Annotated in this window: 23 protein-coding genes; 10 read left to right on the top strand and 13 right to left on the bottom strand. The window is 64.0% G+C overall.

The features are described 5' to 3' along the window. Window positions 1–32: 32 nt before the first annotated feature. Entirely contained in the window at window positions 33–704 is a 672-nt protein-coding gene (locus KHO49_RS14820; protein WP_102881181.1) for a TetR/AcrR family transcriptional regulator, read from the bottom strand. A 145-nt stretch (window positions 705–849) separates the two neighbouring features. Between KHO49_RS14820 and KHO49_RS14825 the strand changes: the two genes are divergently transcribed. The 5 genes from KHO49_RS14825 (at window position 850) to KHO49_RS14845 (ending at window position 5,605) form a co-directional block, all read left to right on the top strand. Then, window positions 850–2,280, top strand: a complete 1,431-nt coding sequence (locus tag KHO49_RS14825; protein ID WP_102862099.1) for a coniferyl aldehyde dehydrogenase — start codon at window positions 850–852, stop codon at window positions 2,278–2,280. A 27-nt stretch (window positions 2,281–2,307) separates the two neighbouring features. Continuing rightward, entirely contained in the window at window positions 2,308–2,853 is a 546-nt protein-coding gene (locus KHO49_RS14830; RefSeq protein WP_102862100.1) for a twin-arginine translocation pathway signal protein, read from the top strand. 175 nt (window positions 2,854–3,028) lie between these two features. Continuing rightward, window positions 3,029–4,624, top strand: a complete 1,596-nt coding sequence (locus KHO49_RS14835) for a GMC family oxidoreductase (RefSeq protein ID WP_102881182.1) — start codon at window positions 3,029–3,031, stop codon at window positions 4,622–4,624. Between the two features lie 115 nt (window positions 4,625–4,739). Further along, the gene (gene coaD, locus KHO49_RS14840; protein ID WP_003195136.1) at window positions 4,740–5,219 is read left to right on the top strand and encodes a pantetheine-phosphate adenylyltransferase; all 480 of its coding nucleotides are present in this window, start codon (window positions 4,740–4,742) and stop codon (window positions 5,217–5,219) included. 134 nt (window positions 5,220–5,353) lie between these two features. Further along, complete coding sequence (locus KHO49_RS14845) at window positions 5,354–5,605, top strand: YfhL family 4Fe-4S dicluster ferredoxin (RefSeq protein ID WP_011064042.1); 252 nt, start codon at window positions 5,354–5,356, stop codon at window positions 5,603–5,605. Window positions 5,606–5,689: 84 nt separating this feature from the next. Here KHO49_RS14845 and mutM read toward each other — a convergent pair whose 3' ends face one another. Then, window positions 5,690–6,502 (bottom strand): bifunctional DNA-formamidopyrimidine glycosylase/DNA-(apurinic or apyrimidinic site) lyase, encoded by an 813-nt coding sequence (gene mutM, locus KHO49_RS14850; protein WP_102862102.1) that lies wholly within the window; start codon window positions 6,500–6,502, stop codon window positions 5,690–5,692. A 33-nt stretch (window positions 6,503–6,535) separates the two neighbouring features. After that, window positions 6,536–7,348, bottom strand: coding sequence for an HDOD domain-containing protein (locus KHO49_RS14855; protein ID WP_162884160.1), 813 nt, complete (start codon window positions 7,346–7,348; stop codon window positions 6,536–6,538). Between the two features lie 214 nt (window positions 7,349–7,562). Between KHO49_RS14855 and KHO49_RS14860 the strand changes: the two genes are divergently transcribed. Then, on the top strand, window positions 7,563–8,759 hold the full coding sequence (locus tag KHO49_RS14860; protein ID WP_102862104.1) for a class I SAM-dependent rRNA methyltransferase: 1,197 nt from the start codon (window positions 7,563–7,565) through the stop codon (window positions 8,757–8,759). Between the two features lie 211 nt (window positions 8,760–8,970). Here the strand turns inward: KHO49_RS14860 and KHO49_RS14865 are convergent, their stop codons facing one another. Beyond that, on the bottom strand, window positions 8,971–9,537 hold the full coding sequence (locus KHO49_RS14865; RefSeq protein WP_102881184.1) for a hypothetical protein: 567 nt from the start codon (window positions 9,535–9,537) through the stop codon (window positions 8,971–8,973). A 313-nt stretch (window positions 9,538–9,850) separates the two neighbouring features. Here KHO49_RS14865 and ilvD point away from each other — a divergent pair, with 313 nt between their 5' ends. Continuing rightward, a complete protein-coding gene (gene ilvD / locus KHO49_RS14870) occupies window positions 9,851–11,692 on the top strand; it encodes a dihydroxy-acid dehydratase (RefSeq protein ID WP_102881185.1) in 1,842 nt (613 codons plus the stop codon). Window positions 11,693–11,840: 148 nt separating this feature from the next. On the opposite strand, the gene KHO49_RS14875 is transcribed toward ilvD, so the two are convergent. From KHO49_RS14875 to KHO49_RS14890, 4 genes are all read right to left on the bottom strand, one after another. After that, the gene (locus KHO49_RS14875; protein ID WP_102881186.1) at window positions 11,841–13,064 is read right to left on the bottom strand and encodes an SGNH/GDSL hydrolase family protein; all 1,224 of its coding nucleotides are present in this window, start codon (window positions 13,062–13,064) and stop codon (window positions 11,841–11,843) included. Between the two features lies 1 nt (window position 13,065). Beyond that, complete coding sequence (locus KHO49_RS14880; protein ID WP_213665209.1) at window positions 13,066–14,217, bottom strand: SGNH/GDSL hydrolase family protein; 1,152 nt, start codon at window positions 14,215–14,217, stop codon at window positions 13,066–13,068. Then, the gene (locus KHO49_RS14885) at window positions 14,204–15,604 is read right to left on the bottom strand and encodes an MBOAT family O-acyltransferase (RefSeq protein WP_349628963.1); all 1,401 of its coding nucleotides are present in this window, start codon (window positions 15,602–15,604) and stop codon (window positions 14,204–14,206) included. Before KHO49_RS14885 ends, KHO49_RS14880 begins: the two co-directional genes overlap by 14 nt. 383 nt (window positions 15,605–15,987) lie before the next feature. Next, window positions 15,988–17,043, bottom strand: a complete 1,056-nt coding sequence (locus KHO49_RS14890; RefSeq protein ID WP_102862110.1) for an HAD family hydrolase — start codon at window positions 17,041–17,043, stop codon at window positions 15,988–15,990. A gap of 240 nt (window positions 17,044–17,283) precedes the next feature. Between KHO49_RS14890 and KHO49_RS14895 the strand changes: the two genes are divergently transcribed. After that, window positions 17,284–18,675, top strand: a complete 1,392-nt coding sequence (locus tag KHO49_RS14895) for an L-cystine transporter (protein WP_102881188.1) — start codon at window positions 17,284–17,286, stop codon at window positions 18,673–18,675. 56 nt (window positions 18,676–18,731) lie between these two features. Here KHO49_RS14895 and KHO49_RS14900 read toward each other — a convergent pair whose 3' ends face one another. Beyond that, a complete protein-coding gene (locus tag KHO49_RS14900) occupies window positions 18,732–19,244 on the bottom strand; it encodes a dihydrofolate reductase (RefSeq protein WP_213665211.1) in 513 nt (170 codons plus the stop codon). 96 nt (window positions 19,245–19,340) lie between these two features. On the opposite strand from KHO49_RS14900, the gene KHO49_RS14905 reads away from it, so the two are divergent. Next, a complete protein-coding gene (locus tag KHO49_RS14905) occupies window positions 19,341–20,720 on the top strand; it encodes a DUF2868 domain-containing protein (protein WP_213665212.1) in 1,380 nt (459 codons plus the stop codon). Then, the gene (locus KHO49_RS14910) at window positions 20,713–22,092 is read left to right on the top strand and encodes a GTPase/DUF3482 domain-containing protein (RefSeq protein WP_110594304.1); all 1,380 of its coding nucleotides are present in this window, start codon (window positions 20,713–20,715) and stop codon (window positions 22,090–22,092) included. The genes KHO49_RS14905 and KHO49_RS14910 overlap by 8 nt, the downstream gene beginning before the upstream one ends. Before the next feature lie 125 nt (window positions 22,093–22,217). On the opposite strand, the gene KHO49_RS14915 is transcribed toward KHO49_RS14910, so the two are convergent. The 4 genes from KHO49_RS14915 to KHO49_RS14930 all read right to left on the bottom strand — a co-directional run bounded on the left by KHO49_RS14915 (window position 22,218) and on the right by KHO49_RS14930 (window position 26,788). Then, window positions 22,218–22,766, bottom strand: coding sequence for a phosphonate degradation HD-domain oxygenase (locus tag KHO49_RS14915; RefSeq protein WP_102881192.1), 549 nt, complete (start codon window positions 22,764–22,766; stop codon window positions 22,218–22,220). Then, window positions 22,766–23,899, bottom strand: coding sequence for a TIGR03364 family FAD-dependent oxidoreductase (locus tag KHO49_RS14920; protein WP_213665213.1), 1,134 nt, complete (start codon window positions 23,897–23,899; stop codon window positions 22,766–22,768). The genes KHO49_RS14915 and KHO49_RS14920 overlap by 1 nt, the downstream gene beginning before the upstream one ends. A 90-nt stretch (window positions 23,900–23,989) precedes the next feature. Continuing rightward, window positions 23,990–25,015: a putative 2-aminoethylphosphonate ABC transporter substrate-binding protein gene (locus KHO49_RS14925; RefSeq protein ID WP_102881194.1), complete on the bottom strand. Its 1,026-nt coding sequence runs from the start codon at window positions 25,013–25,015 to the stop codon at window positions 23,990–23,992. 48 nt (window positions 25,016–25,063) lie between these two features. Then, window positions 25,064–26,788, bottom strand: a complete 1,725-nt coding sequence (locus KHO49_RS14930; RefSeq protein ID WP_102881195.1) for a putative 2-aminoethylphosphonate ABC transporter permease subunit — start codon at window positions 26,786–26,788, stop codon at window positions 25,064–25,066.

Genomic DNA, 26,788 nt, shown 5'->3' on the forward strand with positions numbered 1-26,788 from the left:
GCGGGCTCCTGTGAGTAAGTCGGAGATTGATCCTACTGCACTTCTTCCAGGGCTTGGGCCAGCGGCACGTAAAACTCTTCGAACAGGCCGTTGACCGCTTCCCGGGCCTGCTCGGTGACAAAACCGGCTTCCAGCACCAGCACCTGATAGACGCCACGCTTGATGGCTTCCTCGCTCAGGTGGGTGGAGTTCTCCCGGGTGGTGCACAGAAAACGCACCCAGGAGGTGAGGATGATCCAGGCATTGAGGGTCAGGGATTCGATCTGCACCTTGTCCATGGCGACGATCCCGGCGTCGACGAAACGTCCGTAGATGGCCATGCCCTGGATCAGGCAACGCTGGGAGAAGCGCCGGTAGCGAGCCGCCAGTTCGGCGTCGCTGTCCAGCAGGTGTTCCAGGTCGCGGTGCAGGAAGCGATAGCGCCACATGGCCGCCAGCAGCGCCTGCAGGTAATAGCGCTTGTCTTCGACGGTGACCGCACGCCCGGGGGGCGGGCGCAGGAAGCTGTCCACCAGACTCTCGTACTCGGCGAACAACACGGCGATGATCGCCTGCTTGTTGGGGAAGTGGTAGTACAGGTTGCCCGGAGAAATCTCCATGTGCGCAGCAATATGGTTGGTACTGACGTTGCGCTCGCCCTGTTGGTTAAACAGCTCAAGACTGAACTGAACGATGCGCTCGCGGGTTTTTATACGTGGGGCCATGGGCGTGGGCTTTAATCAGAAGGCTGGGGTGCATCTTACGTTCTATCCCCCTGTGGATAAATCGCGACCGGCACCGGATGGTATTTGACAATTTAGAGCATAAGCTCTAAAAAACTAGCCACCCTATAAAAACCGGAGCCCGTCCATGTCTGCCGAAATCGCTTACCTGCAGGATTCCCTTCAGCAACAGGACGAGCTGCATGCGCTGTTCGAAGCCCAGCGCCGGGCCTTCGCCGCCAATCCCATGCCACCGGCCGCACAACGCCAACAATGGCTCAAATCACTGCAGAACCTGCTCGACACCGAACGCCAGGCACTGATCGATGCCATCAGCCAGGACTTCAGCAACCGCAGCGCCGATGAAACCCTGCTGGCCGAGCTGATGCCCAGCCTGCATGGCATTCACTACGCCAGCAAGCACCTGAAAAAATGGATGAAGCCGTCTCGTCGCGCCGTCGGCCTGGCCTTCCAGCCAGCCTCGGCCAAGGTGGTTTATCAGCCGCTGGGGGTGGTGGGGGTCATCGTGCCGTGGAACTACCCGCTGTACCTGTGCATGGGCCCGTTGGTGGGGGCCCTGGCCGCCGGCAACCGGGTGATGCTCAAGCTCAGTGAATCCACCCCGGCCACCGGCCAGTTGCTCAAACAGTTGCTGGCCCGGGTATTCCCCGAGGATCTGGTGTGCGTGGTGCTGGGCGAAGCCGAAGTAGGCATGGCCTTCTCCAAGCTGCGTTTCGATCATCTGCTGTTCACCGGTGCCACCAGCATCGGCAAGCACGTGATGCGCGCAGCGGCCGAAAACCTGACCCCGGTGACCCTGGAGCTGGGCGGCAAGTCCCCGGCCATCGTGTCCCACACCGTGCCCCTCAAGGACGCCGCCGAACGTATCGCCTTCGGCAAGACCCTGAACGCCGGGCAGACCTGCGTCGCCCCGGACTACGTGCTGGTGCCGGAAGAACGCATCGGTGCCTTTGTCGAAGCCTATCGTCAGGTGGTGCGTGGTTTCTTCCCGACCCTGGCGGACAACCCCGACTACACCGCGATCATCAACCAGCGCCAGTTGACCCGGCTCAACGGCTACCTGAGCGACGCCACCAGCAAGGGCGCGCTGTTGGTGCCGCTGTTCGAACAGAGCCAGGAGCGGCGCCTGGGCCATAGCCTGCTCTTGAATGTCACCGACGACATGACCGTGATGCAGGACGAGATCTTCGGTCCGATCCTGCCCATCGTGCCCTACAAGACCCTGGACCAGGCCCTCGCCTATATCACCCAGCGTCCGCGCCCCCTGGCCCTGTACTACTTCGGCTACGACAAGTCCGAACAGCAGCGGGTGCTCAACGAAACCCACTCCGGCGGCGTGTGCCTCAACGACACCCTGCTGCATGTGGCCCAGGATGACCTGCCGTTTGGTGGTGTCGGCCCTTCCGGCATGGGCCACTACCACGGGCATGAAGGCTTCCTGACCTTCAGCAAGGCCAAGGGAGTGTTCATCAAGCAGCGCTTCAACGCGGCGCGCCTGATCTACCCGCCTTATGGAAAATCGATCCAGAAACTCATCCAGAAGCTGTTCATTCGTTAACCAGTACATCGCCGGGTAATAACAACAATGACCCCTAGCCTGTCTGAAACACCCGCGCTGTCACGGCGCGGATTGCTGAAAATCAGCCTTTGCGCCAGCGCCTTCCTGGCCACCGCAGGACTGGGCGCAAGCCTCAGCGGTTGCTCCGCCAGCACGCCCGCCAGCGGCTTCGCCATGCTGCGCAGCAATGACCTGCCGTTTTTGCGGGCGCTGATCCCGGTGATGCTTGAAGGCGCCGTGGCGGCGGACAAGATGCCCGCCGCCATCGACGGCACCCTGGCCAACCTGGACAACGCCCTCAATCACCTATCGCCGGAAATGTTCAAGCTCACCCAGCAGTTGTTCGATGTGCTGGGCATGGCGGTCACCCGCGGCCCGCTGACGGGGATCTGGGGCAGTTGGGAAAACGCCAGCGCCGAGGCCATCCGCAACTTCCTCAGCCGCTGGGAAAACAGCTTCCTGGCCCTACTGCGCATGGGCCATGCCTCGTTGCTGCAACTGGTGATGATGGCCTGGTACACCCGCCCTGAGTCCTGGGCCCATTGCGGTTATCCCGGGCCACCGAAGGTCTGACCGGCTTTTGTAGCCGCCGCCATAGGCTGCGCGCGAGCGCTTAGGTTCGTGGGGCGATGGGGCAGCGGCTGGGGATCGTCAAGCAAGGCCCTGCGGGCCTTTTCGCAGCTTCGCAGGCTCAGCAGCGGCTACAGTGGATCCGCGCCGAGCCTTCAATAATAAGAGAGCGTCCGATATGCCTGTACCTGATCTGTTCCGCGAAGGCCTGAACCGTGGCTGGAAAACCTACAACGGCTCGCAGCTGGAGCAGGACCTGACCCTGGAAGCCGATGTCGCCATCATCGGCAGCGGCGCCGGTGGCGGCACCACCGCCGAAATCCTCAGCGCCGCCGGCTACAAGGTGCTGTTGATCGAGGAGGGCCCGCTCAAGACCAGCGACGACTTCAAGATGCTGGAGGACCAGGCCTACACCAGCCTCTATCAAGAAGGCATCGGGCGCATGAGCAAGGACGGCGCCATCACCATCCTCCAGGGCCGCGCCGTGGGCGGCACCACCCTGATCAACTGGACATCGAGCTTCCGCACTCCCGACCCGACCCTGGAACACTGGGCCAGGGAACACGGGGTGGTGGGCCACAGCTCGGCGGAGATGGCGCCCTGGTTCGAGAAAATGGAGCAGCGCCTGGGGGTGGCGCCCTGGGTCATGCCGCCCAACGCCAACAACGACGTGATCCGCAAGGGCTGCGAAGCCCTGGGCTACAGCTGGCACGTGATTCCGCGCAACGTCCGTGGTTGCTGGAACCTGGGCTATTGCGGCCTGGGCTGCCCCACCAATGCCAAGCAATCGATGCTGGTGACCACCATTCCGGCAACCCTGGAGAAAGGCGGCGAGCTGCTGTACCTGGCCCGGGCCGATCGCCTGCTGCTCAAGGGTGACCAGGTCAGTAGCCTGCAATGTGTGGCCATGGATGCCCGTTGCGTGGCGCCCACGGGACGAACCATCACCGTCAAGGCCAAGCATTACGTGCTGGCCGGCGGCGGCATCAACAGCCCCGCCCTGCTGCTGCGCTCCGATGCCCCGGACCCGCATTCGCGCCTGGGCAAACGCACCTTCCTGCACCTGGTGAACTTCTCCGCCGGCCAGTTCGACGAGGTGATCAACCCGTTCTACGGCGCGCCGCAATCGATCTACTCCGACCATTTCCAGTGGCAGGACGGCACCACCGGCAAGATGTCCTACAAACTCGAAGTACCGCCCCTGCAACCGGCCCTGGCCAGTACCCTGCTAGGCGGTTTCGGGCCGCAGAGCGGGTTGTCCATGGAGCAACTGCCCCACACCCACGCCATGCTGGCCCTGCTGCGGGACGGCTTCCACCCCGATAGCACCGGTGGCAACGTCGAGCTGCGCGGTGACGGCACCCCGGTGCTCGACTATCAGGTCTCGCCCTACGCCTGGGACGGTCTGCGCCGGGCCTTCCACAGCATGGCGGAGATCCAGTTCGCCGGCGGCGCCAAGGCAGTCAAGCCGCTGCACAGCGACGCCCGCTTCGCCAAGACCCTGAATGAAGTCCGCACCCAGATCGACGGCCTGGACCTGGCGCTGTACCGCACCCGCCTGGGCAGCGCCCACGTGATGGGTGGCTGCGCCATGGGCGAAGACCCGAAAAACGCCGTGGCCGACAGCCTCGGGCGTCACCATCAACTGCGCAATCTGTCGATCCACGACGGCTCGCTGTTTCCCACCAGCATCGGTGCCAACCCACAGCTGTCGGTCTACGGCCTGACCGCGCAACTGGCCACGGCCCTGGCGGAGCGCTTGAAAACGGCGTGAAAAAGCGGGGTATTTTCGTCGTCTATAGTGCTTTCTTCCCTAAAAGGCGACTTGGCCGACCGGGAAGGCTGCGATACCATCCGACTCCCCAACGGATTCCCGCCAGGACGACGCGATGAACCGAGTGTTGTACCCAGGTACCTTCGACCCTATTACCAAGGGCCACGGCGATCTGGTCGAGCGCGCCTCCCGGCTGTTCGACCACGTGATCATCGCCGTTGCCGCCAGCCCCAAGAAAAACCCGCTGTTCCCCCTGGAACAACGCGTGGAACTGGCGCAAGAGGTGACCAAGCACCTGCCCAACGTTGAAGTCGTCGGCTTCTCGACCCTGCTGGCGCACTTTGCCAAGGAGCAGAACGCCAATGTCTTTCTGCGGGGCCTGCGAGCGGTTTCGGACTTTGAATACGAGTTCCAGCTGGCCAACATGAACCGCCAACTGGCGCCGGACGTGGAAAGCCTGTTCCTGACGCCGTCGGAGCGCTACTCGTTCATTTCCTCGACGCTGGTTCGTGAAATTGCTGCCCTGGGTGGCGATATCACCAAGTTCGTGCACCCGGCGGTCGCCGACGCGCTGACCCTGCGCTTCAAGAAATAAGCCGTGCGGCCCCGCAGAGGGGCCCTTGCCAGGCGTCAGCCATCGCGCCCGCGTGCACTGCGGGCGTCAATACGGCACAATTGCGCGCATTCGTTTTTACATGCCCGGGCCTGCCGCCCAGGCCGGAGTCCCCCATGTCCCTGATCATCACCGACGATTGCATCAACTGCGACGTCTGCGAACCCGAGTGCCCCAACGCGGCCATCTCCCAAGGCGAGGAGATCTACGTCATCGATCCGAACCTGTGCACCCAGTGCGTCGGCCACTACGACGAGCCGCAATGCCAACAGGTATGCCCGGTGGATTGCATTCCGCTGGATGAGGCGCGTCCGGAAACCGAAGAAGAGTTGATGGCCAAGTACCGGAAGATCACCGGCAAGGCTTGAGGAATTCAGCGGCCCTTCAGGGCATTTTCGCCGGCAATCCGGCTCCTACGGCGTTCGTAGGAGCCGGATTGCCGGCGCAGCTTCTCAGCGCTGGCAACGTGGGCAGTAGACGCTGGCCCGCTGGCCCAGCTTGATCTCCCGCAGCCCCGTGCCGCAGACCTTGCAGTGCTCCCCGCCACGTCCGTAGACGAACAGCTCCTGCTGGAAGTACCCAGGCTGGCCGTCGCCGCCGATAAAGTCGCGCAAGGTGGTGCCGCCCCGCTCGATGGCCGCCGCCAGGATGCGTTTGATCTCGATCGCCAGTTGCAGATAGCGGGCCCGGGAAATGCCCTTGGCTTCACGACGTGGATCGATGCCTGCGGCGAACAGTGCCTCGGTCGCATAGATATTGCCCACCCCCACTACCACCGCGTTGTCCATGATGAACGGTTTGACCGCCATGGAGCGTCCCCGGGATAGCTGGAACAGGCGCTCACCATCGAACAGGTCGGTCAGCGGCTCCGGCCCCAGGCGCGCCAGCAGCTCGTGGTTCAGCGGGTCCAGGCTCCAGAGCATGGCGCCAAACCGGCGCGGGTCGGTGTAGCGCAGGGCCAGGCCCGATTCCAGTTCGATATCCACATGTTCGTGCTTGGCCGCCGGCAGGCCGATTTCCACCAGGCGCAGATTGCCCGACATGCCCAGATGACTGATGAGGGTGCCGACCTCGGCATTGATCAGCAGGTACTTGGCCCGACGGTCCACCTGGACGATGCGCTGCCCGGACAGGCGCACATCCAGATCCTCGGGGATCGGCCAGCGCAAACGCCGGTCACGGACGATGACCCGACTGACCTTCTGGCCTTCCAGGTGCGGTGCGATCCCGCGCCGGGTGGTTTCGACTTCAGGTAATTCAGGCATGTCCGCCCCTGGTACTCATTGCGAAATGAACGATCAGTGTGCGCCCAGCTCGCGCACGGTTTCCTTGAGGTTCTCGAAGTCGTAATCCGACAGACCGACGTAGTCGAGAATCAGATGGCCGATGCTGTTCCACTCGTGATCTTCCACCTGGTTGCCCAGCACCCGGTAGGACGCACAGATGTGCTCGGCCATTTTCAGGATCGCCAGCAGGTTCTTCAGCTGGCTGTTGCGCGAGGACTCGTCGCTGAAGATCGCCAGGGCGTTGTGGTGATTGGCGATGGCATTGGTCACATGCTCCGGCAAGCGCCAGGACTTGGCGGTGTAGTACCCCACCACCGCGTGGTTGGTGTTGAAGGCACGGTTTTCCGTATCCACCACCCGCTGCTCCGGCCCGGCACTGCCATAGGCTTCTTCCAGCACGCTCATGTAATCGGGGAAACGCTTGAGCATCAGCGGCACGCCGCAGTCGTGGAACAGCCCCAGGGCGTAGGCTTCATCCACCGCCTGGGAGCCGGTGCGCTTGGCCAGGGTCAGGCAGGTCATGGCCACATCCTGGGCGGTGTCCCAGAAGCGGTTGAGGGTGACGATGGTTTCATCGCTCATCTCGCCCTTGATCGACTGCGCGTTGATCAGGTTGATGATCGAGCGGCTGCCCAAGAGATTCACCGCGCGCTGGATCGAGGCAATCTTGTTGCTCAAGCCGTAATACGGCGAATTGACGATCTTCAGCAGCGCGCCGGACAGGCCCGGGTCCTGGGATATCAGCTTGGCAATCACTTCCAGGTCGGGGTCGGGCATGTACTGCTCCATCTGCAAATCCACCATGATTTGCGGTTGAGGCGGCACGCTGATGCCTTGCAGGGCCTGCTGAATCTGTTCGGCTGATAGCTCTTGGGACATAAGTACACACTCTGGCTGAGGCGGCGATTCTAACCTCTAACGAGCCAATGTTGGGCGAACGGACAGGAACTTTACCCTGCGCCTTTAGCCGCAGGTCCATTGGCCGTCGCTGAAGTTGCGCAGCAAGGTATAATCGCGCCCTTTTTTCCGGAGCGACGTCATGTCCCTGCCAAGCCTGCGCCTCAAAGCCAACGCCGATCGCCGCCTGCGCGCCGGCCACCTGTGGGTCTACAGCAACGAAATCGATGTAGCCGCCACCCCTCTGCACGGCTTCAAGGCAGGCGACCAGGCGGTACTGGAAGCCGCCGGCGGCAAGCCCCTGGGCGTCGTCGCCATGAGCCCGAACAACCTGATCTGCGCCCGCCTGCTGTCCCGGGACGCCAAGCTGGCCCTGGACAAGTCGCTGCTGGTGCACCGCCTGAACGTGGCCCTGTCCCTGCGCGAGCGCCTGTTCGACAAGCCGTTCTACCGCCTGGTCTACGGCGACTCCGACCTGCTGCCGGGCCTGGTGGTCGACCGTTTCGGTGACATCCTGGTGGTACAGATCGCCTCGGCGACCATGGAAACCCACAAGGACGACGTGATTGCCGCCCTGACCCAGGTGCTCAAGCCCAGCGGCATCCTGTTCAAGAACGATTCCGCCGCCCGTGACGCCGAAGGCCTGAACCGCTACGTCGAAACCGTGTTCGGCCTGGTGCCGGAGTGGGTTGCCCTGGAAGAGAACGGCGTCAAGTTCGAAGCCCCGGTGATCCAGGGCCAGAAAACCGGCTGGTTCTACGACCACCGCATGAACCGCGCCCGCCTGGCGCCGTACGCCAAGGGCAAGCGCGTGCTGGACCTGTACAGCTACATCGGCGGCTGGGGTGTGCAAGCCGCGGCGTTCGGCGCCAGTGAAGTGTTCTGCGTCGATGCCTCGGCCTTCGCCCTCGATGGCGTGGAGCGCAACGCCGCGCTGAACGGCTTCGCCGAGAAAATGACCTGCATCGAAGGCGACGTCTTCGAAGCCCTGAAAGAACTGAAAGCCAGTGAAGAGCGCTTCGACGTAATCGTTGCCGACCCACCCGCCTTCATCAAGCGCAAGAAAGACCTGAAGAACGGCGAAGGCGCCTACCGCCGCCTGAACGAGCAAGCCATGCGCCTGCTCAACAAGGACGGCATCCTGGTCAGCGCCTCGTGCTCGATGCACCTGCCCGAGGACGACCTGCAGAACATCCTGTTGACCAGTGCCCGTCACCTGGACCGCAATATCCAACTGCTGGAACGCGGCGGCCAGGGCCCGGATCACCCGGTGCACCCAGCCATCCCGGAAACCCGCTACATCAAGAGCATCACCTGCCGCCTGCTGCCCAACAGCTGAGCCCGGGCCGACGGCCCTTCCCACCCAGCGCGGGAAGGGCCATCGCCCTCGATTGACTTTGCACCGCCACGACTCGATTCTCGGCAGCTTCTCAAGGACCGAGAGCACCACACCATGGGCCACTCCCCGCCACCCCGAACAACACCTCGGTAGTCATTCTGCTGCTGAGCGCTGCCGCCCTGGGCCTGAACAGCCTGGTCAATCGTCGCTATCAGGGCGCTTGCGTCTGAAGATCGCGCAGACGGCACAAATCCCTGAGGTACAGCAGGAAGGAAAACGCCAAGGGCGGGCCAGTGAAGTAGCGCAAGGACAAAAACCCGCTCTTGAAGGGGTCTAGATGGTGCTCGCGGGTCCAGAAATCGAACAACGCCTGCACCAGCCACGCAGCGCAAAGAGCCACCAACATCCAGGCTCCGTCACCCAACAGCCGTCGTTTAAAACCGTCACGTCCCGGCAGCCAGCTGGCGCTGAATAGCGTCATCAGCAGCAGGAACGCCACCACGCTGTAGATCACCCCGCGGGTAAAGGGCAACTCACTGCAGGCCTGCACCACGACCGCCGCCGCAAAGGCCAGCAACAGCGCGGCCTTCCAGGTGCGCCACTGGCGCCGCTGCCCGGCCAGCAGTTGCACGAAGCCGCCACCCGTCAGCAGGGCCGCGCCCACCACGGCCATGGTGCTGCCGGGCCAGTCGCTATAGAGCACCAGCCACATCAGCATCAGCCCTTGCAGCAGGCCCGTGCCGAGGTAGAACCTCAGGGATCGCATGTTCGCGGACATTCCAGCTCCATTGGAAGGTGATCGAGGGGCGGCGAGTCTAAACCAGGAGCGGCCAGGCGGGCAGCCTCCCTCTCAGATCCTGGCAATCGCACGCCACAGAGCGGCCACGGCATTCCTTCCTGACGCCAGCGGTGTAGAATCGGCGAATTCATCGCCAGTCATCCCCCGGCGGGTTTATGAGCTCAGGCTGAGGCGCGCGGCGATCCCGCGGCGTCATCGGCAGCTTTCGGACACACGGCCATTTCTGAGTGTTCCCAAGGTCAATAGAAGCTCACTCCCCATTTGTTCCCTGATTAGCCGCCCGGAGTGCTCCATGCCTGATTACCGCTCGAAAACATCCACCCACGGCCGCAATATGGCCGGTGCTCGCGCCCTGTGGCGCGCCACGGGGATGAAAGATGACGACTTCAAGAAGCCGATCATCGCCATTGCCAACTCCTTCACCCAGTTCGTCCCGGGGCACGTGCACCTGAAGGACCTGGGTCAGCTGGTGGCCCGTGAGATCGAACGCGCCGGTGGCGTGGCCAAGGAATTCAACACCATCGCCGTGGACGACGGCATCGCCATGGGCCACGACGGCATGCTGTATTCCCTGCCGAGCCGCGAGATCATCGCCGACTCCGTGGAATACATGGTCAACGCCCACTGCGCCGACGCCATCGTCTGCATCTCCAACTGCGACAAGATCACCCCCGGCATGCTGATGGCCGCCCTGCGCCTGAACATCCCGGTGATCTTCGTCTCCGGCGGCCCGATGGAAGCCGGCAAGACCAAGCTCGCCAGCCACGGCCTGGACCTGGTGGACGCCATGGTCATCGCCGCCGACTCCAGCGCTTCTGACGAGAAGGTCGCCGAGTACGAGCGCAGCGCCTGCCCGACCTGCGGTTCGTGCTCCGGCATGTTCACCGCCAACTCCATGAACTGCCTGACCGAAGCTCTGGGCCTGGCCCTGCCGGGCAACGGTTCGACCCTGGCCACCCACAGCGACCGCGAAGAGCTGTTCCTGCGGGCCGGGCGCACCATCGTCGAGCTGTGCCAGCGCTACTATGGCGACAACGACGAGTCGGTGCTGCCGCGCAACATCGCCAACTTCAAGGCGTTCGAGAACGCCATGACCCTGGACATCGCCATGGGCGGTTCCACCAACACCATCCTGCACCTGCTGGCCGCCGCCCAGGAAGCCGAGATCGACTTCGATCTGCGCGACATCGATCGCCTCTCGCGCCATGTGCCGCAGCTGTGCAAAGTGGCGCCGAACATCCAGAAGTACCACATGGAAGACGTGCACCGCGCCGGCGGCATCTTCAGCATCCTCGGCGAACTGGCCCGTGGCGGGCTGCTGCACACCGACCTGCCCACCGTGCACAGCAAGACCCTGGCCGAGGGCATCGCCCAGTGGGACATCACCCAGACCAGCGACGAAGCCGTGCATCACTTCTTCAAGGCCGGCCCGGCGGGCATCCCGACCCAGACCGCCTTCAGCCAGTCGACCCGTTGGGACAGCCTGGATGACGACCGTGAAAACGGTTGCATCCGCAGCGTCGAACACGCCTATTCCAAAGAAGGTGGCCTGGCCGTGCTCTACGGCAACATTGCCCTGGACGGCTGCGTGGTGAAGACCGCCGGTGTCGACGAGTCGATCCACGTGTTCGAAGGCAACGCCAAGATCTTCGAAAGCCAGGACAGCGCCGTGCGCGGCATCCTCGCCGACGAAGTGAAAGAAGGCGACATCGTGATCATCCGTTACGAAGGTCCGAAAGGCGGCCCGGGCATGCAGGAAATGCTCTATCCGACCTCCTACCTGAAATCCAAGGGTCTGGGCAAAGCCTGCGCCCTGCTCACCGACGGCCGCTTCTCCGGCGGCACTTCGGGCCTGTCCATCGGCCACGCCTCGCCAGAAGCGGCAGCCGGCGGCGCCATCGGCCTGGTGCAGGACGGCGACAAGGTACTGATCGACATTCCCAACCGCTCGATCAACCTGTTGGTCAGCGATGAGGAACTGGCGGCGCGCCGCGTCGAACAGGACAAGAAAGGCTGGAAGCCAGTGGAAGCTCGCCCACGTAAAGTGACCACCGCGCTGAAGGCTTACGCCCTGCTGGCCACCAGCGCCGACAAGGGCGCGGTACGCAACAAGGCCATGCTCGACGGCCTGTGATCGTCGCCCGCAAATGAAAATGCCCCGCCAAGTGCGGGGCATTTTTTTGGCCTTGCATCGCCCTTGCGGGCGCCTTCGCTGGCAAGCCAGCTCCTACAGCAGCATTCGGGGTGCTGGTGGCGCCAGCATAGGAGCCGGTTCCGGGTTCTCAGGGCATGCGTTCGCCCAACTGCCCGCGCAGGAAGCGGTACAGGCCATCGGCACTCTTGCGATAGCCGTCGGCGGTCAGGTGCACCAGGTCGTTGCGCGCCAGGTCGCTGCCCTGCCATTTGCTGATGGAGCAATCCCCGCCCATGAACGCCTGCCAGTCCCAGAACAGCGTGCGACTGGTCTTCGCCACGTCCTTCTGGATCTGCACGATCTGCCGCAGCGGTTGCGGTTGGGAAGCCGCGCAGCTGCCGGCATTGCGGCGCTTGATGGAGTCCGGCGGCCCTACCAGCAGGATCACGGCCTTGGGCAGGTTCTTGCGCAGCAGCCTGACCTTTTCCTGCAACTGGTTGCGGTACAGCTGCAGATCCAGATCGTCATCGAAGGCTTCGTTGGTGCCATAGGCCAGCACCACCATGTCTGGGCGCAGGGCCTTGAGGGTTTCCAGCCAGCCGGGCTGCCACTTGTCCAGCACGTCCAGGCGCGCGCCATTGATGCCCAGGGAGGAGTAGATCACCCCGGCGCTCTTCTGCCCGAGGATGTTCCAGCCGCCCAGGGCCAGGCCCTGGTTGTTGGCCACGTTAAAGTCCAGCGGCAGGGTCAGGTTGTTGAACGGCGGGCTGAAGCGCCATTGGCCCCCGGTGGCGGCCAGCATGCGGCTGCTTTTGTTGAGGTTGTCCCGAGCAGTCAGGGTGTTGTTGCTGGACGCCTGGTACAGCGCGGAAATGCGGTACTGCTGGTTGCTCGGCTGGCGCTCGGCGATATGCACCCGCGCCCCTGGGGTCATCGGCAGCGACAGGTAACCGCCCAAGGGAAACTGGTTGCTCTGCTGGTTGCGCGCCGATACCAGGGACCACTGGCGCTTGGCAGCCCCGAGGATCACCCGTTCATAGCGGGTGCCGGGAACCGGTGTGGCCGCCACGAAACCAATGCCGCCATCGCCGTACTGCGCTTGCAGCAGACGGCGCATCTCGCCGCTGAACAGGTCGGCGGCGGTATGGGAGTCACCCAGTTGCACGATGTTGATGGGGGTGCGGTTGGAGGTGCTGAACTTGCGCGCCAGCAGTGCCAGGTTCGGGTCGGTGCCAGTGGTCACGACTTTCTTGGTTCCGCTCCCGGACCGGGCCAGGGCCGAGGCCGGAGTGGCCTGGACCTCGGTGGTCGGGCTGCAACTGCTCAGCAAGGTAATGCCCAGCAACAGCGCAATGCCTTGCAGTCGCCCCATATCAGTGCTCCGTCAATTGTTGACTGGGAAAGTTGATCAGCGAGATCACACGCTCAGCGATCAGCTTCTGCCCAGTGGTGGTGAAATGAATACCGTCGTCGACCCGGGTCTTGACCTTCTTGCCATCGCCGGTGGTGCGGTAATAGGAAAACTCGTCGTTCTGGTAGCCGAGAATCTCGTTGGCCGAGACGAAATGCTGCTGATAGCGCTCGATCTGGCTCTTGTACAGGTCGCTCAGGTAAGCCATGGCCGTAGACAGCTTGGGCTTCTCCATGTTCGGCGGACCGACCCAGATCACTTGCACATTGTGGGCCTGGGCGGTGTCGAGGATCGAATCGATGCGCTGGCGATAGGCTGCTTCCCAGTCCGGGGTCTTGAAACGCAGGAACGGTTTGCCCTTGACCACCGGCATGTCCCAGGGATCGTTGGGACCGAGGAAGATCACCATCAGACGGATGTTGGGATTGCTGGCCAAGGTGCTCTCAACGGTCTTGGGCCAGTTGAAGAAGCTCGGGTAGGCAAGGCCAGTGCTCTGCTTGCTGAGGTTGAGGCTCTTGACGTTGTAGCGTTTGCGCAAGGTGTTGGCCATGTGCGGCGCCACGCCCTGCATCAAGGAGTCACCGACGAAGAACACCTCATCCCCCGTGGCCAGGCTGGCCATCAGCGGCGCCGTGCGTCCCGACTCGACCTGAGGCGGATGGCTGACCACAGGAGCCACGGCCACTGGCTGCGGATGCACCGGGGCCGGGACAGGAGCCTGGGTGGCCGTATGGGTCGGTGCCGCGTGCGCAGCACTCAGCGGCGGGTGCTCGGGGGCCGGCGCAGCCGCGACCTTCGGCAACGGCGCAGGCTCTTCGTCCGCGGCTGCTTCAGCCTGGGCCACCAGGCTCAGGTCGGCGGTTGCGGCAAAGCTGCCGACAAAAGCCACCCGGGCATTTTCCAGGGCCTGGTTGAGCTGCGCGCCAAAGCGCCACTGCGGGTTCTGCGACAGCCCCGGGATCTCGCAGTCATCATGGTACTTCTGCTGGCAGTAGAGACGGATCGACTGCTGGTTGAACCACACCAGTAACAGGCTGGTCACCACCAGGGCATAGAACACCTTGGCTGCGCTGCCGAGGCTGACCGATAAGGGCGAACGGTTAGAAACTGGCATAGATGAACCCCGGCACGCCCGACGGTGAGGCGAAGATGACTACGCAGATGAACAGCCCCAGCGGCACTGGATACAACAGCCATGGCAAGCCGGTGGCGGCGGCGAACAGGCGCTGCAGCAGCGCCACGATCCGTGGGTAGAAGGCGACGAACAACAGGCAGCCCAACAGGCTCAAGGCGCTGCTGGCCAGCCCGCTGAAGGACAGGCCGCCCAGGCCACTGAGCATGTCCATGGCGTCGGACAAGGTCGCGCAGCGGAAGAAGATCCAGGCAAAAGCCACGTAGTGGAAGGTCAGCAGGCGAGCCATCAGATCCGAACCGATCCAGCTCGGCCCCCGGGCCAGCAACGGGCTGCACAGTTTGTACAGCGCCAGGCCAACGCCGTGCAGCGCGCCCCAGATAATGAAGTTGGCGCTGGCGCCGTGCCACAGGCCAGAGATCAGCATCGCCAGCAGCATGTTCAGGTTGCCGCGCCACACCGGCCCCCGGTTGCCCCCCAGCGGGATGTACACGTAGTCACGGATGAAGGTCGACAGGCTGATGTGCCAGCGCCCCCAGAACTCCTTGAGGTTGCGCGCCGCATAGGGGTAGTTGAAGTTCAACGGCAGGCGAAAACCCAGCAACAGGGCGATACCGGTCACCAGATCGGTGTAGCCGCTGAAGTTGAAGTAGATCAGGAACGAATAGCCGTACACCGCCCGCAGGATCTGCTCGGCCGAGAAGGCCACCGGGCTGTCGAACACCGGGTCGACCCATTCATTGGCCAGCCACGAGCTGAGGAAGAACAGTTTGACCACCGCCACGGCGATCAGGCCCAGGGCCCGTTGCGGCTCCAGCACCTGACGCAACTGCGGCGGGTTGATCTGTTCCAGCATGGGGATCGCCCGGTTCACCGGACCGGCAATCAGGCTGGGGAAAAACGCCAGGTACAGCGCCAGGTCGAAGGGCGAACCCGGCGTCAGCTCTCGACGGTTGATCGACACCAGGTAGCTGACCGAGTGGAAGGCATAGAACGACAGCCCCACCGGCAACAGCACCTCCAGCAGTGGCAACGACACTTCCATACCGAACTGGGCGAAGGCGTTCTGCACTGTACTGGTGAAGAAGTCCTGGTACTTGAACAGGTAAAAGGCCCCGAGCACCAGCAGCAACATCAGGCCATTGACCCAGCCCCGCCCGGGGTAACGCTGGCTCAACAGGCCGAGCAGATACACCAGGGCCGTATAGCCCAGCAGGATGTAGAGAAAGCTCAGACTGAAGCTGGCGAGGATCGCGTAGCTGGCGGCCAGTAGCAGGCCGTTCTGCAGGCGCAGGCTGAAGCCCAACCCCCAATAAAGAATGAAGAACAGGATGAAACAGAGGCCGAATTCGATCGAGAGATAGCTCACAACGTAGTCCATTACGTGCAGACGGGGACAAACCCGGCACAGGGAGAGCAGGCAGGAGGAGTGGAAACGGGCGCGATTATGGCAGAGGGGGTTTGGCAGTCACAAGTTGAAACATTCTCCGCCTATTGCGGACGCCGGCTCCGCACCGGGCGACAGGCGCCCCTTGCAGGAGCTGGCTTGCCAGCGAAAGCGTCCACAAGGGCGATGCCAGATCCAAGGACCTCTTCGCCGGCAAGCCGGCTCCTACGGATGAAAGCGGCTTGGCGGATCGGTTTACCGTAGGAGCTGGATTGCCAGCGAAAGCGTCCGCGAGGACGACGCCAGACCCAAAGGCCTGTTCGCCGGCAAGCCGGCTCCTACAGAGGGGCGGTGTAGAGGCAGGATTACTGGATGTCTTCGGGCTTGACGATTACCCAGTTCTTGTCCGCCGTCACCGGCAGCCCTTCCTTGGCCTGGGCCGCGGCGTGCTTGGCCATCATGCCGTTGAGCTGGGTCATGTACTTGTCCTTGCGGTTGATCCACAGGTGGATGCCGCCCTTGGCCACGTCCACATCATGGAACAGCATGTAGCCGTCGCTGGTCGGGGTGTCGCCACCTACCAGCACCGGTTTCTTCCACTCGTCGATGTAGGTCAGGATCGCCGCATGCTTGCCCGCCATCCAGGTGGCCGGGGTCCACAGGTAAGGCGTCAGCTCCAGGCCAAGGTTGGCTTTCTCGTCGTACTTGCCGTCGGTGATCTGCTTGCGCGCGGTGGTCAGGGCGCCGGTCTTGCGGTCCTTGAGCAGGGTGGTTACGCCAATCACGTTCTGCGGCTTGACGTTGTAGCCGTACTTGGGATCGGAGGCGACCATGCGCACCAGTTCTTCGGAGGCGGCGGTCATCACATAGACCTCGATGCCGTTCTCCATCAGTTTGTTGTACAGCTCGGTCTGCCCGGTGAAGACCTTGGGCGGGTTGACCTCGATGGTCTTGACCACGTCACCGTCGTAATAGGTGCTCGGCACCGGCTTGCCGGAGGCCATCAGCTCGTCGACGTAGCCCTTGAGTTCCTTGAGGGTGAAGCCGGAGAACACCTGGGCCACCCAGGGGTAGCAGACCATGTCGTCGATTTCACACAGGCGGTAGTAGTAGCTGAACAGACTTTCCTTGTGCTCGGCGGTGTCCTTGAACGGAATCAGTTTCAGCGACGGGTCGAGGGTCTCGCGGGTGATCAGCCCCTTGTTTTCCATGAAGGGCAGCAGGGACTCTTCCAGGTCGTAGCGATAACTGGTGTTGTCCATGTCGAACACCGCGAAGTTACCCTTGTTGGCGTTGGCCGCGATCATCGCGTCCAGCTGCTTGGCCTGCTCCTGCGGCCAGTGCTTCAACTCGGTAGCGAAGGCCTGGCCGGCAAGGCCCAGGCAGAGTGCAACGGCTAGAAATTTCGGCGCGAACTTCATCTGCGGTTTCTCCCTGAGTGAAAGGTTCGACGCTAACAAATCCCTGTGACAGTTCCCGTCTCTACACGACCGCTTGCGTCCCGAGAGCGCCAACCACATGCGCCTGAGCGTCAGCCGCTTATTCCAAAAACGACAGTTGCCATGCGATATCGTTATTAATTCAATAGATTTCAAGCTGTTAGGCTTGCCGGTTCGCAATCGCCCTGAGCCGCGATTGACACAAGTCTTATCGGAGCCCCAATGAATCTGCCGCTGATCCTCAACCTGCTGGTGTTCCTGGCCCTGCTGCTGGGCCTGGCACAAACCCGCCACACCACCTGGAGCCTGGCCAAGAAGGTCCTGCTGGCCCTGGTGCTGGGCGTGGTCTTCGGCATCGCCCTGCACAGCCTCTACGGCGCCGGCCACCCGGTGCTCAAGGCCTCCATCAGCTGGTTCGACCTGGTGGGCAATGGCTACGTGCAGTTGCTGCAGATGATCGTGATCCCACTGGTGTTCGCCTCGATCCTCAGCGCCGTGGCCCGCCTGCACAACGCCTCGTCCCTGGGCAAGATCAGCTTCCTGACCATCGGCACCCTGCTGTTCACCACCGCCATCGCAGCGCTGGTGGGCATCGGCCTGACCAACCTGTTCGGCCTGACGGCCGAAGGGCTGGTGGCCGGCACCCAGGAAATGGCCCGCCTGCAAGTGATCCAGAGCGATTACGCCGGCAAGGTCGCCGACCTCAACGTGCCGCAGTTGCTGCTGTCGTTCATCCCGCAGAACCCTTTCGCCGACCTGGCCCGGGCCAAGCCGACCTCGATCATCAGCGTGGTGATCTTCGCCGCCTTCCTCGGTGTCGCGGCGCTGCAGCTGCTCAAGGATGATGCCGACAAGGGTCAGAAAGTGCTCAACGCCATCGACACCCTGCAAGCCTGGGTGATGCGCCTGGTGCGCCTGGTGATGAAACTGACCCCGTACGGCGTGCTGGCGCTGATGACCAAGGTGGTGGCCGGTTCCAACCTGCAGGACATCATCAAGCTTGGCAGTTTCGTGGTGGTGTCCTACCTCGGCCTGGGCCTGATGTTCGTGGTCCACGGCCTGCTGGTGGCCCTGGCCGGGATCAACCCGCTGCGCTTCTTCCGCAAGATCTGGCCGGTGCTGACCTTCGCCTTCACCAGCCGCTCCAGCGCCGCCAGCATTCCCCTGAGCATCGAAGCCCAGACCCGGCGCCTGGGCATTCCCCAGTCCATCGCCAGCTTTGCCGCCTCGTTCGGCGCCACCATCGGCCAGAACGGCTGCGCCGGCCTGTACCCGGCCATGCTGGCGGTGATGGTTGCCCCCACCGTGGGCATCAACCCACTGGACCCGCTGTGGATCGCCACCCTGGTGGCTATCGTGACCTTGAGTTCCGCGGGCGTGGCCGGCGTAGGCGGCGGCGCGACCTTCGCCGCGCTGATCGTGCTGCCGGCCATGGGCTTGCCGGTGTCATTGGTGGCGTTGCTGATTTCCGTGGAGCCGCTGATCGACATGGGCCGCACGGCGCTGAACGTCAGCGGTTCGATGACCGCCGGCGCCATCACCAGCCAAGTGATGCAGCAAACCGACAAGGCGTTGCTGGACGCCGATGAGCACGCGGAACTGGCTCAGGCTTGATTGACCTCTTCGCCGGCAAGCCACCTCCTACAAGGGACGACTTGCCGGCGAAGCGCTTAATGCTTCTCCCACACCTCGAAGCGGTACGCCGGCTTGTCCCCTTCCGGCGGATTCGGCACATCCGACACCAACTGCCATTGGTCCAGATCGAACGCTGGAAACCAGGCATCCCCTTCCGGGCTCAAGGCCACCCGCGTCAGATACAGACGATCGGCCTGCTCCAGGCCTTGGCTATAGAGCTGCGCGCCGCCTATCAGCATCAGCTCGTCGGCCCCCTGCTCCAGGGCCCACTCCTCGGCCCGGGCCACCGCGGCAGCCAATGACGGATAAACCTCGGCACCTTCGAGCACCAGATCGGTCTGACGACTGACCACGATGTTCAACCGCCCCGGCAAGGGCCGGCCCAGGGAGTCCCAGGTCTTGCGCCCCATGATGATCGGCTTGCCCAGGGTCGTGGCCTTGAAGTATTTGAAATCCCCCGGCAAGTGCCAGGGCATGCTGTTGTCGACGCCGATCACGCGGTTTTCACCGAGGGCCGCGATCAGGCTGAGAGGGAGAGATTTTTTCATGCCGGCGAGGATACCAGAGGGCCCAAGCCTGGCAACTTCACCCGACCGCCGCTGCAGCAGTTATGCTCAGCGCACTTTAAAGCGATGGAATGACGCGTGACTGCACTGACTCCCCTGCAACGACTGTGGTTGGCCGAAACCGTGCGCCTGCGCGAGGAGCACGCCGGGCCACTGGACGATCAGGAAGCCAACCGCCTGGCCCGCAACCAGGGCGGCGACCTGGCGACCCGCATCCAGACCCGTGCCCTGTGGCTGGCCCAGCGCGACGGCCTGCACAGCGCTTTGCTGCACTGGCTGCAAGGCGCCCGCCTGGCCTTGCTGATGCTGGCAGTATTGGCGGTCCTCAGCGGTGCCGGTCTGGCCTTCAGCGCCCTGGGCAACACCCAGCAACCGGTCAATGTGTTCTGGGCCCTGGGCAGCCTGCTGGGCCTGAACCTGATCCTGCTGCTGAGCTGGCTGATCGGTCTGCTGTTCGCCGGCGAGCACAGCGCCAGCCTGGGCCGGCTGTGGCTATGGCTGAGTGAAAAGTTCTCCCGCGACGCCAAAGCCGCACAGTTGCCACCGGCCCTGTTGCTGTTGCTGCAGCGGCGCAAGCTCAATCGCTGGGCCCTGGGCGCCCTGGTCAACGGCCTGTGGTGCCTGGCCCTGTTCAGCGCCGTGGTCATGCTGCTGTTGCTGCTGACCACCCACCGCTACAGCTTTGTCTGGGAAAGCACCCTGCTGGGCGCCGATGCCTTCGTGGCCATTACCAACACCTTGAGTGCCCTGCCCCGTGGCCTGGGCTTTGGCGCGCCGAGCTTGGCGAGCATCCAGGCCAGCACCCGGGACGTCTACAACACCGAGCTGGTCCGCCAATCCTGGGCCATCTGGCTGGTGGTGCTGGTGGTGATCTACGGCGTACTGCCACGCCTGGTGCTGATGCTGTTCTGCCGCTGGCGCTGGAAACACGGTCTGGCCCGCCTGCAACTGGACCTCAAGCTGCCGGGCTACAGCCAGTTGCGTGAACGCCTGATGCCCAGCAGCGAACGCCTTGGGGTCAACGATGCGGCACCCGAGCAACTGCATCGCGTCGAAGGCGGCGTCAGCGCCCAGGACAGCAGCGGCGCCTTGCTGGTGGCCATCGAGCTGGACGAGCAGCGCCCCTGGCCACCGCAACTGCCGGACAGCGTCAAGAATGCCGGCATCCTCGACAGCCGCGAGTCGCGCAACCGCCTGCTGGAACAGATGAGCCGCTTCCCCCCGGCGCGCCTGGTGATCGCCTGCGATCCGCGACGCTCGCCGGATCGCGGCAGCCTGGGACTGATCGCCGAACTGGCCCGCAGCGCCACGGCCACCCGGGTCTGGCTGCTGCAAGCTCCGCCCGGCCAGGCCCTGGATGCCGACCGCCTGGGCGATTGGCACACCGCCCTGCAGCAGCTGGAGCTGCCGTTCGCCGATTGCGCGCCCCTCAACTGGCTGGAGACCGGTCATGACTGATGCTCGCCAAAAGCCGCTGAAACTGGCGGTGGTCGGCCACACCAACGTCGGCAAGACCTCGCTGCTGCGCACCCTGACCCGGGACGTGGACTTTGGCGAAGTCTCCCACCGCCCCAGCACCACCCGGCATGTGGAGGGCGCCCGCCTGTCGGTGGATGGCCAGCCCCTGCTGGAGCTCTACGACACCCCGGGCCTGGAAGACGCCATCGCCCTGCTGGACTATCTGGAGCGCCTGGAACGCCCGGGCGAGCGCCTGGACGGCCCGGCCCGGCTGGCACGCTTTCTCGACGGCAGCGAGGCTCGGCAACGCTTCGAGCAGGAAGCCAAGGTCCTGCGCCAGCTGCTGGCCTCGGACGCCGGGCTCTATGTGATCGACGCCCGGGAACCGGTGCTGGCCAAGTACCGGGATGAGCTGGAAGTGCTGAGCGGCTGCGGCAAGCCGCTGCTGCCGGTGCTGAACTTCGTCAGCAGCGCCGAGCAGCGTGAAGGCGATTGGCGCGAAGCCCTGGCCCGCCTGGGGCTGCACGCCCTGGTGCGGTTCGACAGCGTGGCGCCACCGGAAGACGGCGAACGGCGCCTGTATGAAAGCCTGTCCCTGCTGCTGGAGCATGCGCGCCCGGCCTTGCAACGGCTGATCGACGACCAGCAGGCCCAACGCCTGGTGCGCCAGCAAAGTGCGGCGCGGCTGATTGCCGAACTGCTGGTGGACTGCGCCGCCTGCCGCCGCAGCGTAGCCAGCGACACTCAGCAGGAACAGCAAGCCATCAGCGAGTTGCGTCAGGCGATTCGCCAGCGTGAACAGCGCTGCGTCGAAGCCCTGCTCAAGCTCTACGCTTTCCGCCCTCAGGACGCCTCGGCCAGCGATCTGCCGCTGCTGGATGGGCGCTGGGGCGACGACCTGTTCAACCCGGAAACCCTCAAGCAACTGGGGGTGCGTGTCGGTGGCGGGATTGCCGCGGGCGCGGCGGCCGGGGCCGGCGTGGATCTGCTGGTGGGCGGCTTGACCCTGGGCGCCGCGGCGTTGGCCGGGGCCATTGCCGGCGGCGCGCTGCAGACCGCACGCAGTTATGGCAGTCGCCTGCTGGGCAAGCTCAAGGGCCAGCGCGAATTGACCGTGGACGACAGCGTGCTGCGGCTGTTGGCCCTGCGTCAGCGGCAGCTGGTGCAGGCGCTGAACCTGCGCGGGCACGCGGCCATGGACAGCATCCGCCTGGCCACGCCGGAGGATAAGAGCTGGCGCGAGGGCAAGTTGCCGCCAGCCTTGAGCAAGGCTCGGGCTCATCCGCAGTGGTCGTCGCTCAATCCCCATGCGCGCCTGAGCCAGGCCGAGCGCCAGGAGCAGATCGAGGCCCTGGCTCAACATCTGCTGTAGCCGCTGCCGAGCCCGCGAGGCTGCGCCAAGGGCCGCAGGACCTTCAACACTCCCAAAAGCGGCGCCTCCTGCGGAGCCGTTCGCAGCCTGCGGCAGCGGCTACAAAAACCAAGCCTGAACCACGATCAAAGCAGCGCCAAGGCCTTGTCCTTGAGGATCTGCAGGTCCATCACCGGCACCCACATTTCCTTGGCCTGCTCGTCCCAGTGACGCATGCGCAAGCTCAACGCACACAGCGGGTCGAGTTCAAAGGCCGCCGCCTCTGCCGCGCTCATCACCCCACCCTGATACGCCAGGGTGCGTCGGCTGGCCTCGCTCAGCCGCTGGTAGTACCCCGGCTCCTTGAACGTCAGGTAACGCTTGGCCTGGACGTGGTATTCCACCAGTCGTGCCAGGCGCTCGCTGAAGCCCGCCCGGCGCAGATAATCGGCCCCCAGGCGCTCATGGCTGACCACGCCAAAACCGCCCATGTTCTCGGCATCCTGCTGACAGATGTGCCCGATATCGTGGAAGAACGCCGCCAGCACCACTTCGTCGTCATAACCTTCCGCCAGGGCCAACTGCGCCGCCTGGGACATATGCTCGATCTGCGACACCGGCTCGCCGATGTAGTCGTCATCGCCAAAGCGCTCGTACAGGCCGAAAACCTCGTCAATCACTTGCTGGCGACTCATCACGCCTCCTCCAGTACCCGGACGATATTGCCCTCGGCCATGGCCGGACCGACGCTCATGCCGACCCCGGTGTGCATCAGCGCCACATGAACCCCGGGTGCCGCCTCCAGGAAGGAGAACGGCCCGGGCCCGCGAGCACCATAGACGCCCTGCCAGCGCTCCACCACCTGGACCTTGCAGCCCAGGGTCTGCTCGGCCAGCTCGATCAACCAGTTATCCACCTGTTCGCCATTGAAAGGCGACGGATCGCTGCCGTAATCATGGGAATCGCCGATGATCACCTCGCCATAGGGGGTTGGGCTGATCAGCAAATGGATGCCGTGCTCATGCAGGTGTGGCGCTTCACGCAGGATCTGCGCCTGTACGGCGGCCGCTTCTGGCAGATCGGCAAAGGCGCCGTAATGCACGCAACTGAGCCCGGTGAGCAACGCATGTTGCAGGTTCAGGTTGACCTGGGGCCGGGCGCGAAGCATCTGCAAGCGGCAGATCTGCGGTTGCAAGGCGGCGATCTGCTCGGCCAGCAGGGTCTGATAATCGTGCCCCGAACACAGCACGATGCGTGGCGCGTGGAAGCGGCCAGCGGTGCTGTGCAGTTGCCCCGGCTCGATGTCACGCACCAGGGTCGAAAAGTGGAACTGCACCCCCAGGTCGCGGCGCAGATAGTCGATCAACAGCGGGATGGCTTCCCGGGAATACAGTTGCTGGTCGTCCAGACCGTGCAACGCCGCCCGGTGATGGCGGAATTGACCGCCGTACAGATCATTCAGCGCCGCGCCCTGAAGCAGCTCGACGCGGTAGCCGTGCTCGCGCGCGCGGCCGGCACAGAAGGCCTCCAGCAACTGCTCTTCGGCTTCGTTGCGGGCGAACAGGTAAGAACCGTTGCGCTTGAGTGGCAAGCCGGCCAGTTGCTGCCAGTCCGCCCAGATCTCTCGGCTGGCACGGGCCAGCTCCAGCATGGGGCCAGGTGGCTGGCCGGTGACCAGGGCCTGGCCGAAGTTGCGCACCGAAGCCCCCAGGGGCGTGGCGCTGCGCTCGAAAACTCGCACCCGCAGACCGCGTTTGGCAGCCGCGTAGGCGTGGGACAGGCCGAGGATGCCGGCGCCGACGATCAGTAGATCGCTGTGATGGGTCATGAGTGGTGTCCTGGTGGGAAGCGCCTTCGCCGGCGAGCCGGCTTCTACAAACCCGGTAGAAGCGGCTGGCCGGCGAAAGCGATTGATCGGTTACTGCTTGGCAACCTTTTCCGACTTGCCGTCATAGCGCTTGCGCCATTCGGCGAGGATCTGGTCGCGGTTCTTCGAGGCCCAGGCAAAGTCATTCTTGATCAGGCGCTGCTCGTAGTCCGCTGGCAGTTCGGTCTGCGGCTTGGCGATACCCGGCTGGGCCAGGACAGCGAAGTTTTCCTTGTACAGCTCCATGGCTTCGGGGCTGGCGGAGAAGTCGGCGAGCTTCTTCGCCGCCTCTTCATGAGGGGTGCCCTTGATCACTGCCGTGGCTTCGATTTCCCAGCCCAGGCCTTCCTTGGGCAGGATGATGTCCAGCGGCGCGCCCTGGCGCTTGAGCTGCACGGCCGGGTACTCGAAGGAAATGCCGATCGGGAACTCGCCGGCGGCGGCCAGCTTGCACGGCTTGGAACCGGAGTGGACGTACTGGCCGATGTTCTGGTGCAGGTCGTCCATGTACTGCCAACCCTGTTTCTCGCCGAAGGTCTGCAGCCAGGCGCTGACGTCAAGGAAGCCGGTGCCCGAGGACGCCGGGTTGGGCATGACGATCTTGCCCTTGTACTCGGGCTTGGTCAGGTCCTGCCAGCTCACCGGTTTGGTCAGGCCCTGCTTCTCGGCCTCCACGGTGTTGAAACAGATGGTCGCGGCCCACACGTCCATGCCGACCCAGGCCGGTGGGTTGGCGGCGTCGCGGTAGTTCGGGCCGATCTTGCCCAGGTCCTTGGGCGCGTAGCTTTGCAGCATGCCCTGCTGATCGAGGATCGCCAGGCTGGACGCCGCCAGGCCCCAGACCGCGTCCGCTTGTGGCCGGGCTTTTTCCGCCAGCAGCTTGGCGGTGATGATCCCGGTGGAATCACGCACCCACTTGATCTCCACGTCCGGGTTGGCCTTTTCGAAGGCTTGCTTGTAGGACTTCAATTGCTCGGCTTCAAGGGCCGTGTAGACCGTCAGTTCGGTTTTCGCAGCAAAGGCGTTCAGGCTGACAGCAGAGAGGACGGCAGCGGCAAGAGCCAGGGGCTTGAACATGGTGCGGTTCCTTAGTGAGTGCAGATCAGAGGGTGAGTGAGCAGGAAATCAGTGGCCCGGGGCGCTTTGCCGCCAGGCCTGGGAGCGGCGCAACAGCCCGCGGGAAGCCCCGGCCAGCAGCAGCGAGACGCCGGCCGAGGTGAACAGGATCAGGGTCGACATCGCCGCAGCGCCGCCCACATTGCCGGCGTCGTCCATGTTCAGCACGGCCACGGCGGCGAGGATGGTGTCGGGGCTGTAGAGAAAGATCGCTGCCGACACCGTGGTCATGGCCGAGACGAACAGGTAGCGCACGATGTCCAGCAACGCCGGCAGGCAGATCGGTACGGTAACCCGCAGGTAGTGCCGGTACAGCGGCGCCTTGAGCGACAGCGCGGCGGCCTCGAACTCGGCATCCAGCTGGCGCAGGGCGGTGGTGGCAGTCATCTGCGCGGTGGTCAGGTAGTGGGCGATGGTGCACACCACCAGCAGGGCCATGCTGCCGTAGAACACATGCAGCGGATTGCCGTTGAGGTTGAAGAAGAACACGTAGCCCAGGCCCAGCACCAAACCGGGCACCGCCATCGGCACGAAGCTGAGCATGCGCAAGGCCAGGTTCAGGCCACGCTGGCCGCTGGTTTTCTCCATCAGGTAGGCCCCCGTGAAGATCACCACACTGCCGATCAACGCTGTGCACAGGGCCATGGTCAGGCTGTTGCGGTAGGCCAGCCAGCCGCCACCGGCGGTGTCGTTGAACTGGTAGTGGTTCAGCGACAGCGACAGGTTGTAGGGCCAGAACTTCACCAGGGAGGAATACACCGCCATGCCGAACACCAGCAGCAAGGTCGCGCAGATCAGCAGCACGATGGCCAGGTAGCAACCATCGCGCAGCCGCGACGGCGCCGGTTTGAACACCTGGGCACGACCGCTCATGGAGTCGCCATGACGACGGCGCAACCAGGCATCGACGCCGAAACTGAACAACGCCGGCAGCAGCAACACCATGCCGATCAAGGCGCCGCGGCCGAACTGCTGCTGGCCCACCACCGCCTTGTAGGCCTCCAAGGCCAGGACCTGATAGTCGCCGCCCACCACCACCGGCACGCCGAAGTCGGTGATGGTCAGGGTGAACACCAGACAGAACGCGGCGAACACCGCTTGCCGGGTGGCCGGCCAGGTGATGCTGCGAAAGGCCTTGGCGGGGCTGGCGCCCATGCTCGATGCGGCGTCGAACAGCCGCGCATCCGCCAGGGACAGGGCCGAGAGCAGGATCATCAGGGCATGGGGAAAGGTGTAGATGACTTCGCCGAGGACGATGCCCCAGAAGCCGTAGATGTTCTCGGCGAACAGGCCACGCAGCATCCCCTGGTTGCCGAACAGATAGACCAGGGCAATGCCCGGCAGCATCGACGGCGCCATCAGCGGCAACAGTGAAAGACCACGCCACAAGCCCTTGCCGGGAATCAGCGTGCGTTGCAGCGCGTAGGCGAACAGATAAGCCAGGGGCACCACGATGGCGGCCACGCTGAGGGAGACTTTCAGGCTGTTGCCCAGCAACCAGTGGAAGTTGTCGCTGGCCACCAGTTCACGGGCCGCCAGCCAGCCACCGCCCTGCCCGGCCTCGGCGCTGAAACCGCGCCAGAAGATCGCCAACAGGGGCAACAGCACCGCTACACCCAGCAGGAGCAGAAGCAGAACCTTGCCGCCGACGACAAAGATACGGTCGCCGATCTCGGCACGAGAAGCCTGGCGCGCCCGCTTGGCAGGTAGCGGCAGGGACATTGGCACGCTCAT

The organism is Pseudomonas sp. RC4D1 (assembly GCF_018390395.1).
Classification (GTDB): Bacteria; Pseudomonadota; Gammaproteobacteria; order Pseudomonadales; family Pseudomonadaceae; genus Aquipseudomonas; species Aquipseudomonas danubii.

Coding starts and splice junctions, on each gene's coding strand:
- KHO49_RS14820 (WP_102881181.1), bottom strand. CDS start 704: ATGGCCCCACGTATAAAAACCCGCGAGCGCATCGTTCAGTTCAGTCTT.
- KHO49_RS14825 (WP_102862099.1), top strand. CDS start 850: ATGTCTGCCGAAATCGCTTACCTGCAGGATTCCCTTCAGCAACAGGAC.
- KHO49_RS14830 (WP_102862100.1), top strand. CDS start 2,308: ATGACCCCTAGCCTGTCTGAAACACCCGCGCTGTCACGGCGCGGATTG.
- KHO49_RS14835 (WP_102881182.1), top strand. CDS start 3,029: ATGCCTGTACCTGATCTGTTCCGCGAAGGCCTGAACCGTGGCTGGAAA.
- coaD (WP_003195136.1), top strand. CDS start 4,740: ATGAACCGAGTGTTGTACCCAGGTACCTTCGACCCTATTACCAAGGGC.
- KHO49_RS14845 (WP_011064042.1), top strand. CDS start 5,354: ATGTCCCTGATCATCACCGACGATTGCATCAACTGCGACGTCTGCGAA.
- mutM (WP_102862102.1), bottom strand. CDS start 6,502: ATGCCTGAATTACCTGAAGTCGAAACCACCCGGCGCGGGATCGCACCG.
- KHO49_RS14860 (WP_102862104.1), top strand. CDS start 7,563: ATGTCCCTGCCAAGCCTGCGCCTCAAAGCCAACGCCGATCGCCGCCTG.
- KHO49_RS14865 (WP_102881184.1), bottom strand. CDS start 9,537: ATGTCCGCGAACATGCGATCCCTGAGGTTCTACCTCGGCACGGGCCTG.
- ilvD (WP_102881185.1), top strand. CDS start 9,851: ATGCCTGATTACCGCTCGAAAACATCCACCCACGGCCGCAATATGGCC.
- KHO49_RS14875 (WP_102881186.1), bottom strand. CDS start 13,064: ATGGGGCGACTGCAAGGCATTGCGCTGTTGCTGGGCATTACCTTGCTG.
- KHO49_RS14880 (WP_213665209.1), bottom strand. CDS start 14,217: ATGCCAGTTTCTAACCGTTCGCCCTTATCGGTCAGCCTCGGCAGCGCA.
- KHO49_RS14890 (WP_102862110.1), bottom strand. CDS start 17,043: ATGAAGTTCGCGCCGAAATTTCTAGCCGTTGCACTCTGCCTGGGCCTT.
- KHO49_RS14895 (WP_102881188.1), top strand. CDS start 17,284: ATGAATCTGCCGCTGATCCTCAACCTGCTGGTGTTCCTGGCCCTGCTG.
- KHO49_RS14900 (WP_213665211.1), bottom strand. CDS start 19,244: ATGAAAAAATCTCTCCCTCTCAGCCTGATCGCGGCCCTCGGTGAAAAC.
- KHO49_RS14910 (WP_110594304.1), top strand. CDS start 20,713: ATGACTGATGCTCGCCAAAAGCCGCTGAAACTGGCGGTGGTCGGCCAC.
- KHO49_RS14915 (WP_102881192.1), bottom strand. CDS start 22,766: ATGAGTCGCCAGCAAGTGATTGACGAGGTTTTCGGCCTGTACGAGCGC.
- KHO49_RS14920 (WP_213665213.1), bottom strand. CDS start 23,899: ATGACCCATCACAGCGATCTACTGATCGTCGGCGCCGGCATCCTCGGC.
- KHO49_RS14925 (WP_102881194.1), bottom strand. CDS start 25,015: ATGTTCAAGCCCCTGGCTCTTGCCGCTGCCGTCCTCTCTGCTGTCAGC.
- KHO49_RS14930 (WP_102881195.1), bottom strand. CDS start 26,788: ATGAGCGTGCCAATGTCCCTGCCGCTACCTGCCAAGCGGGCGCGCCAG.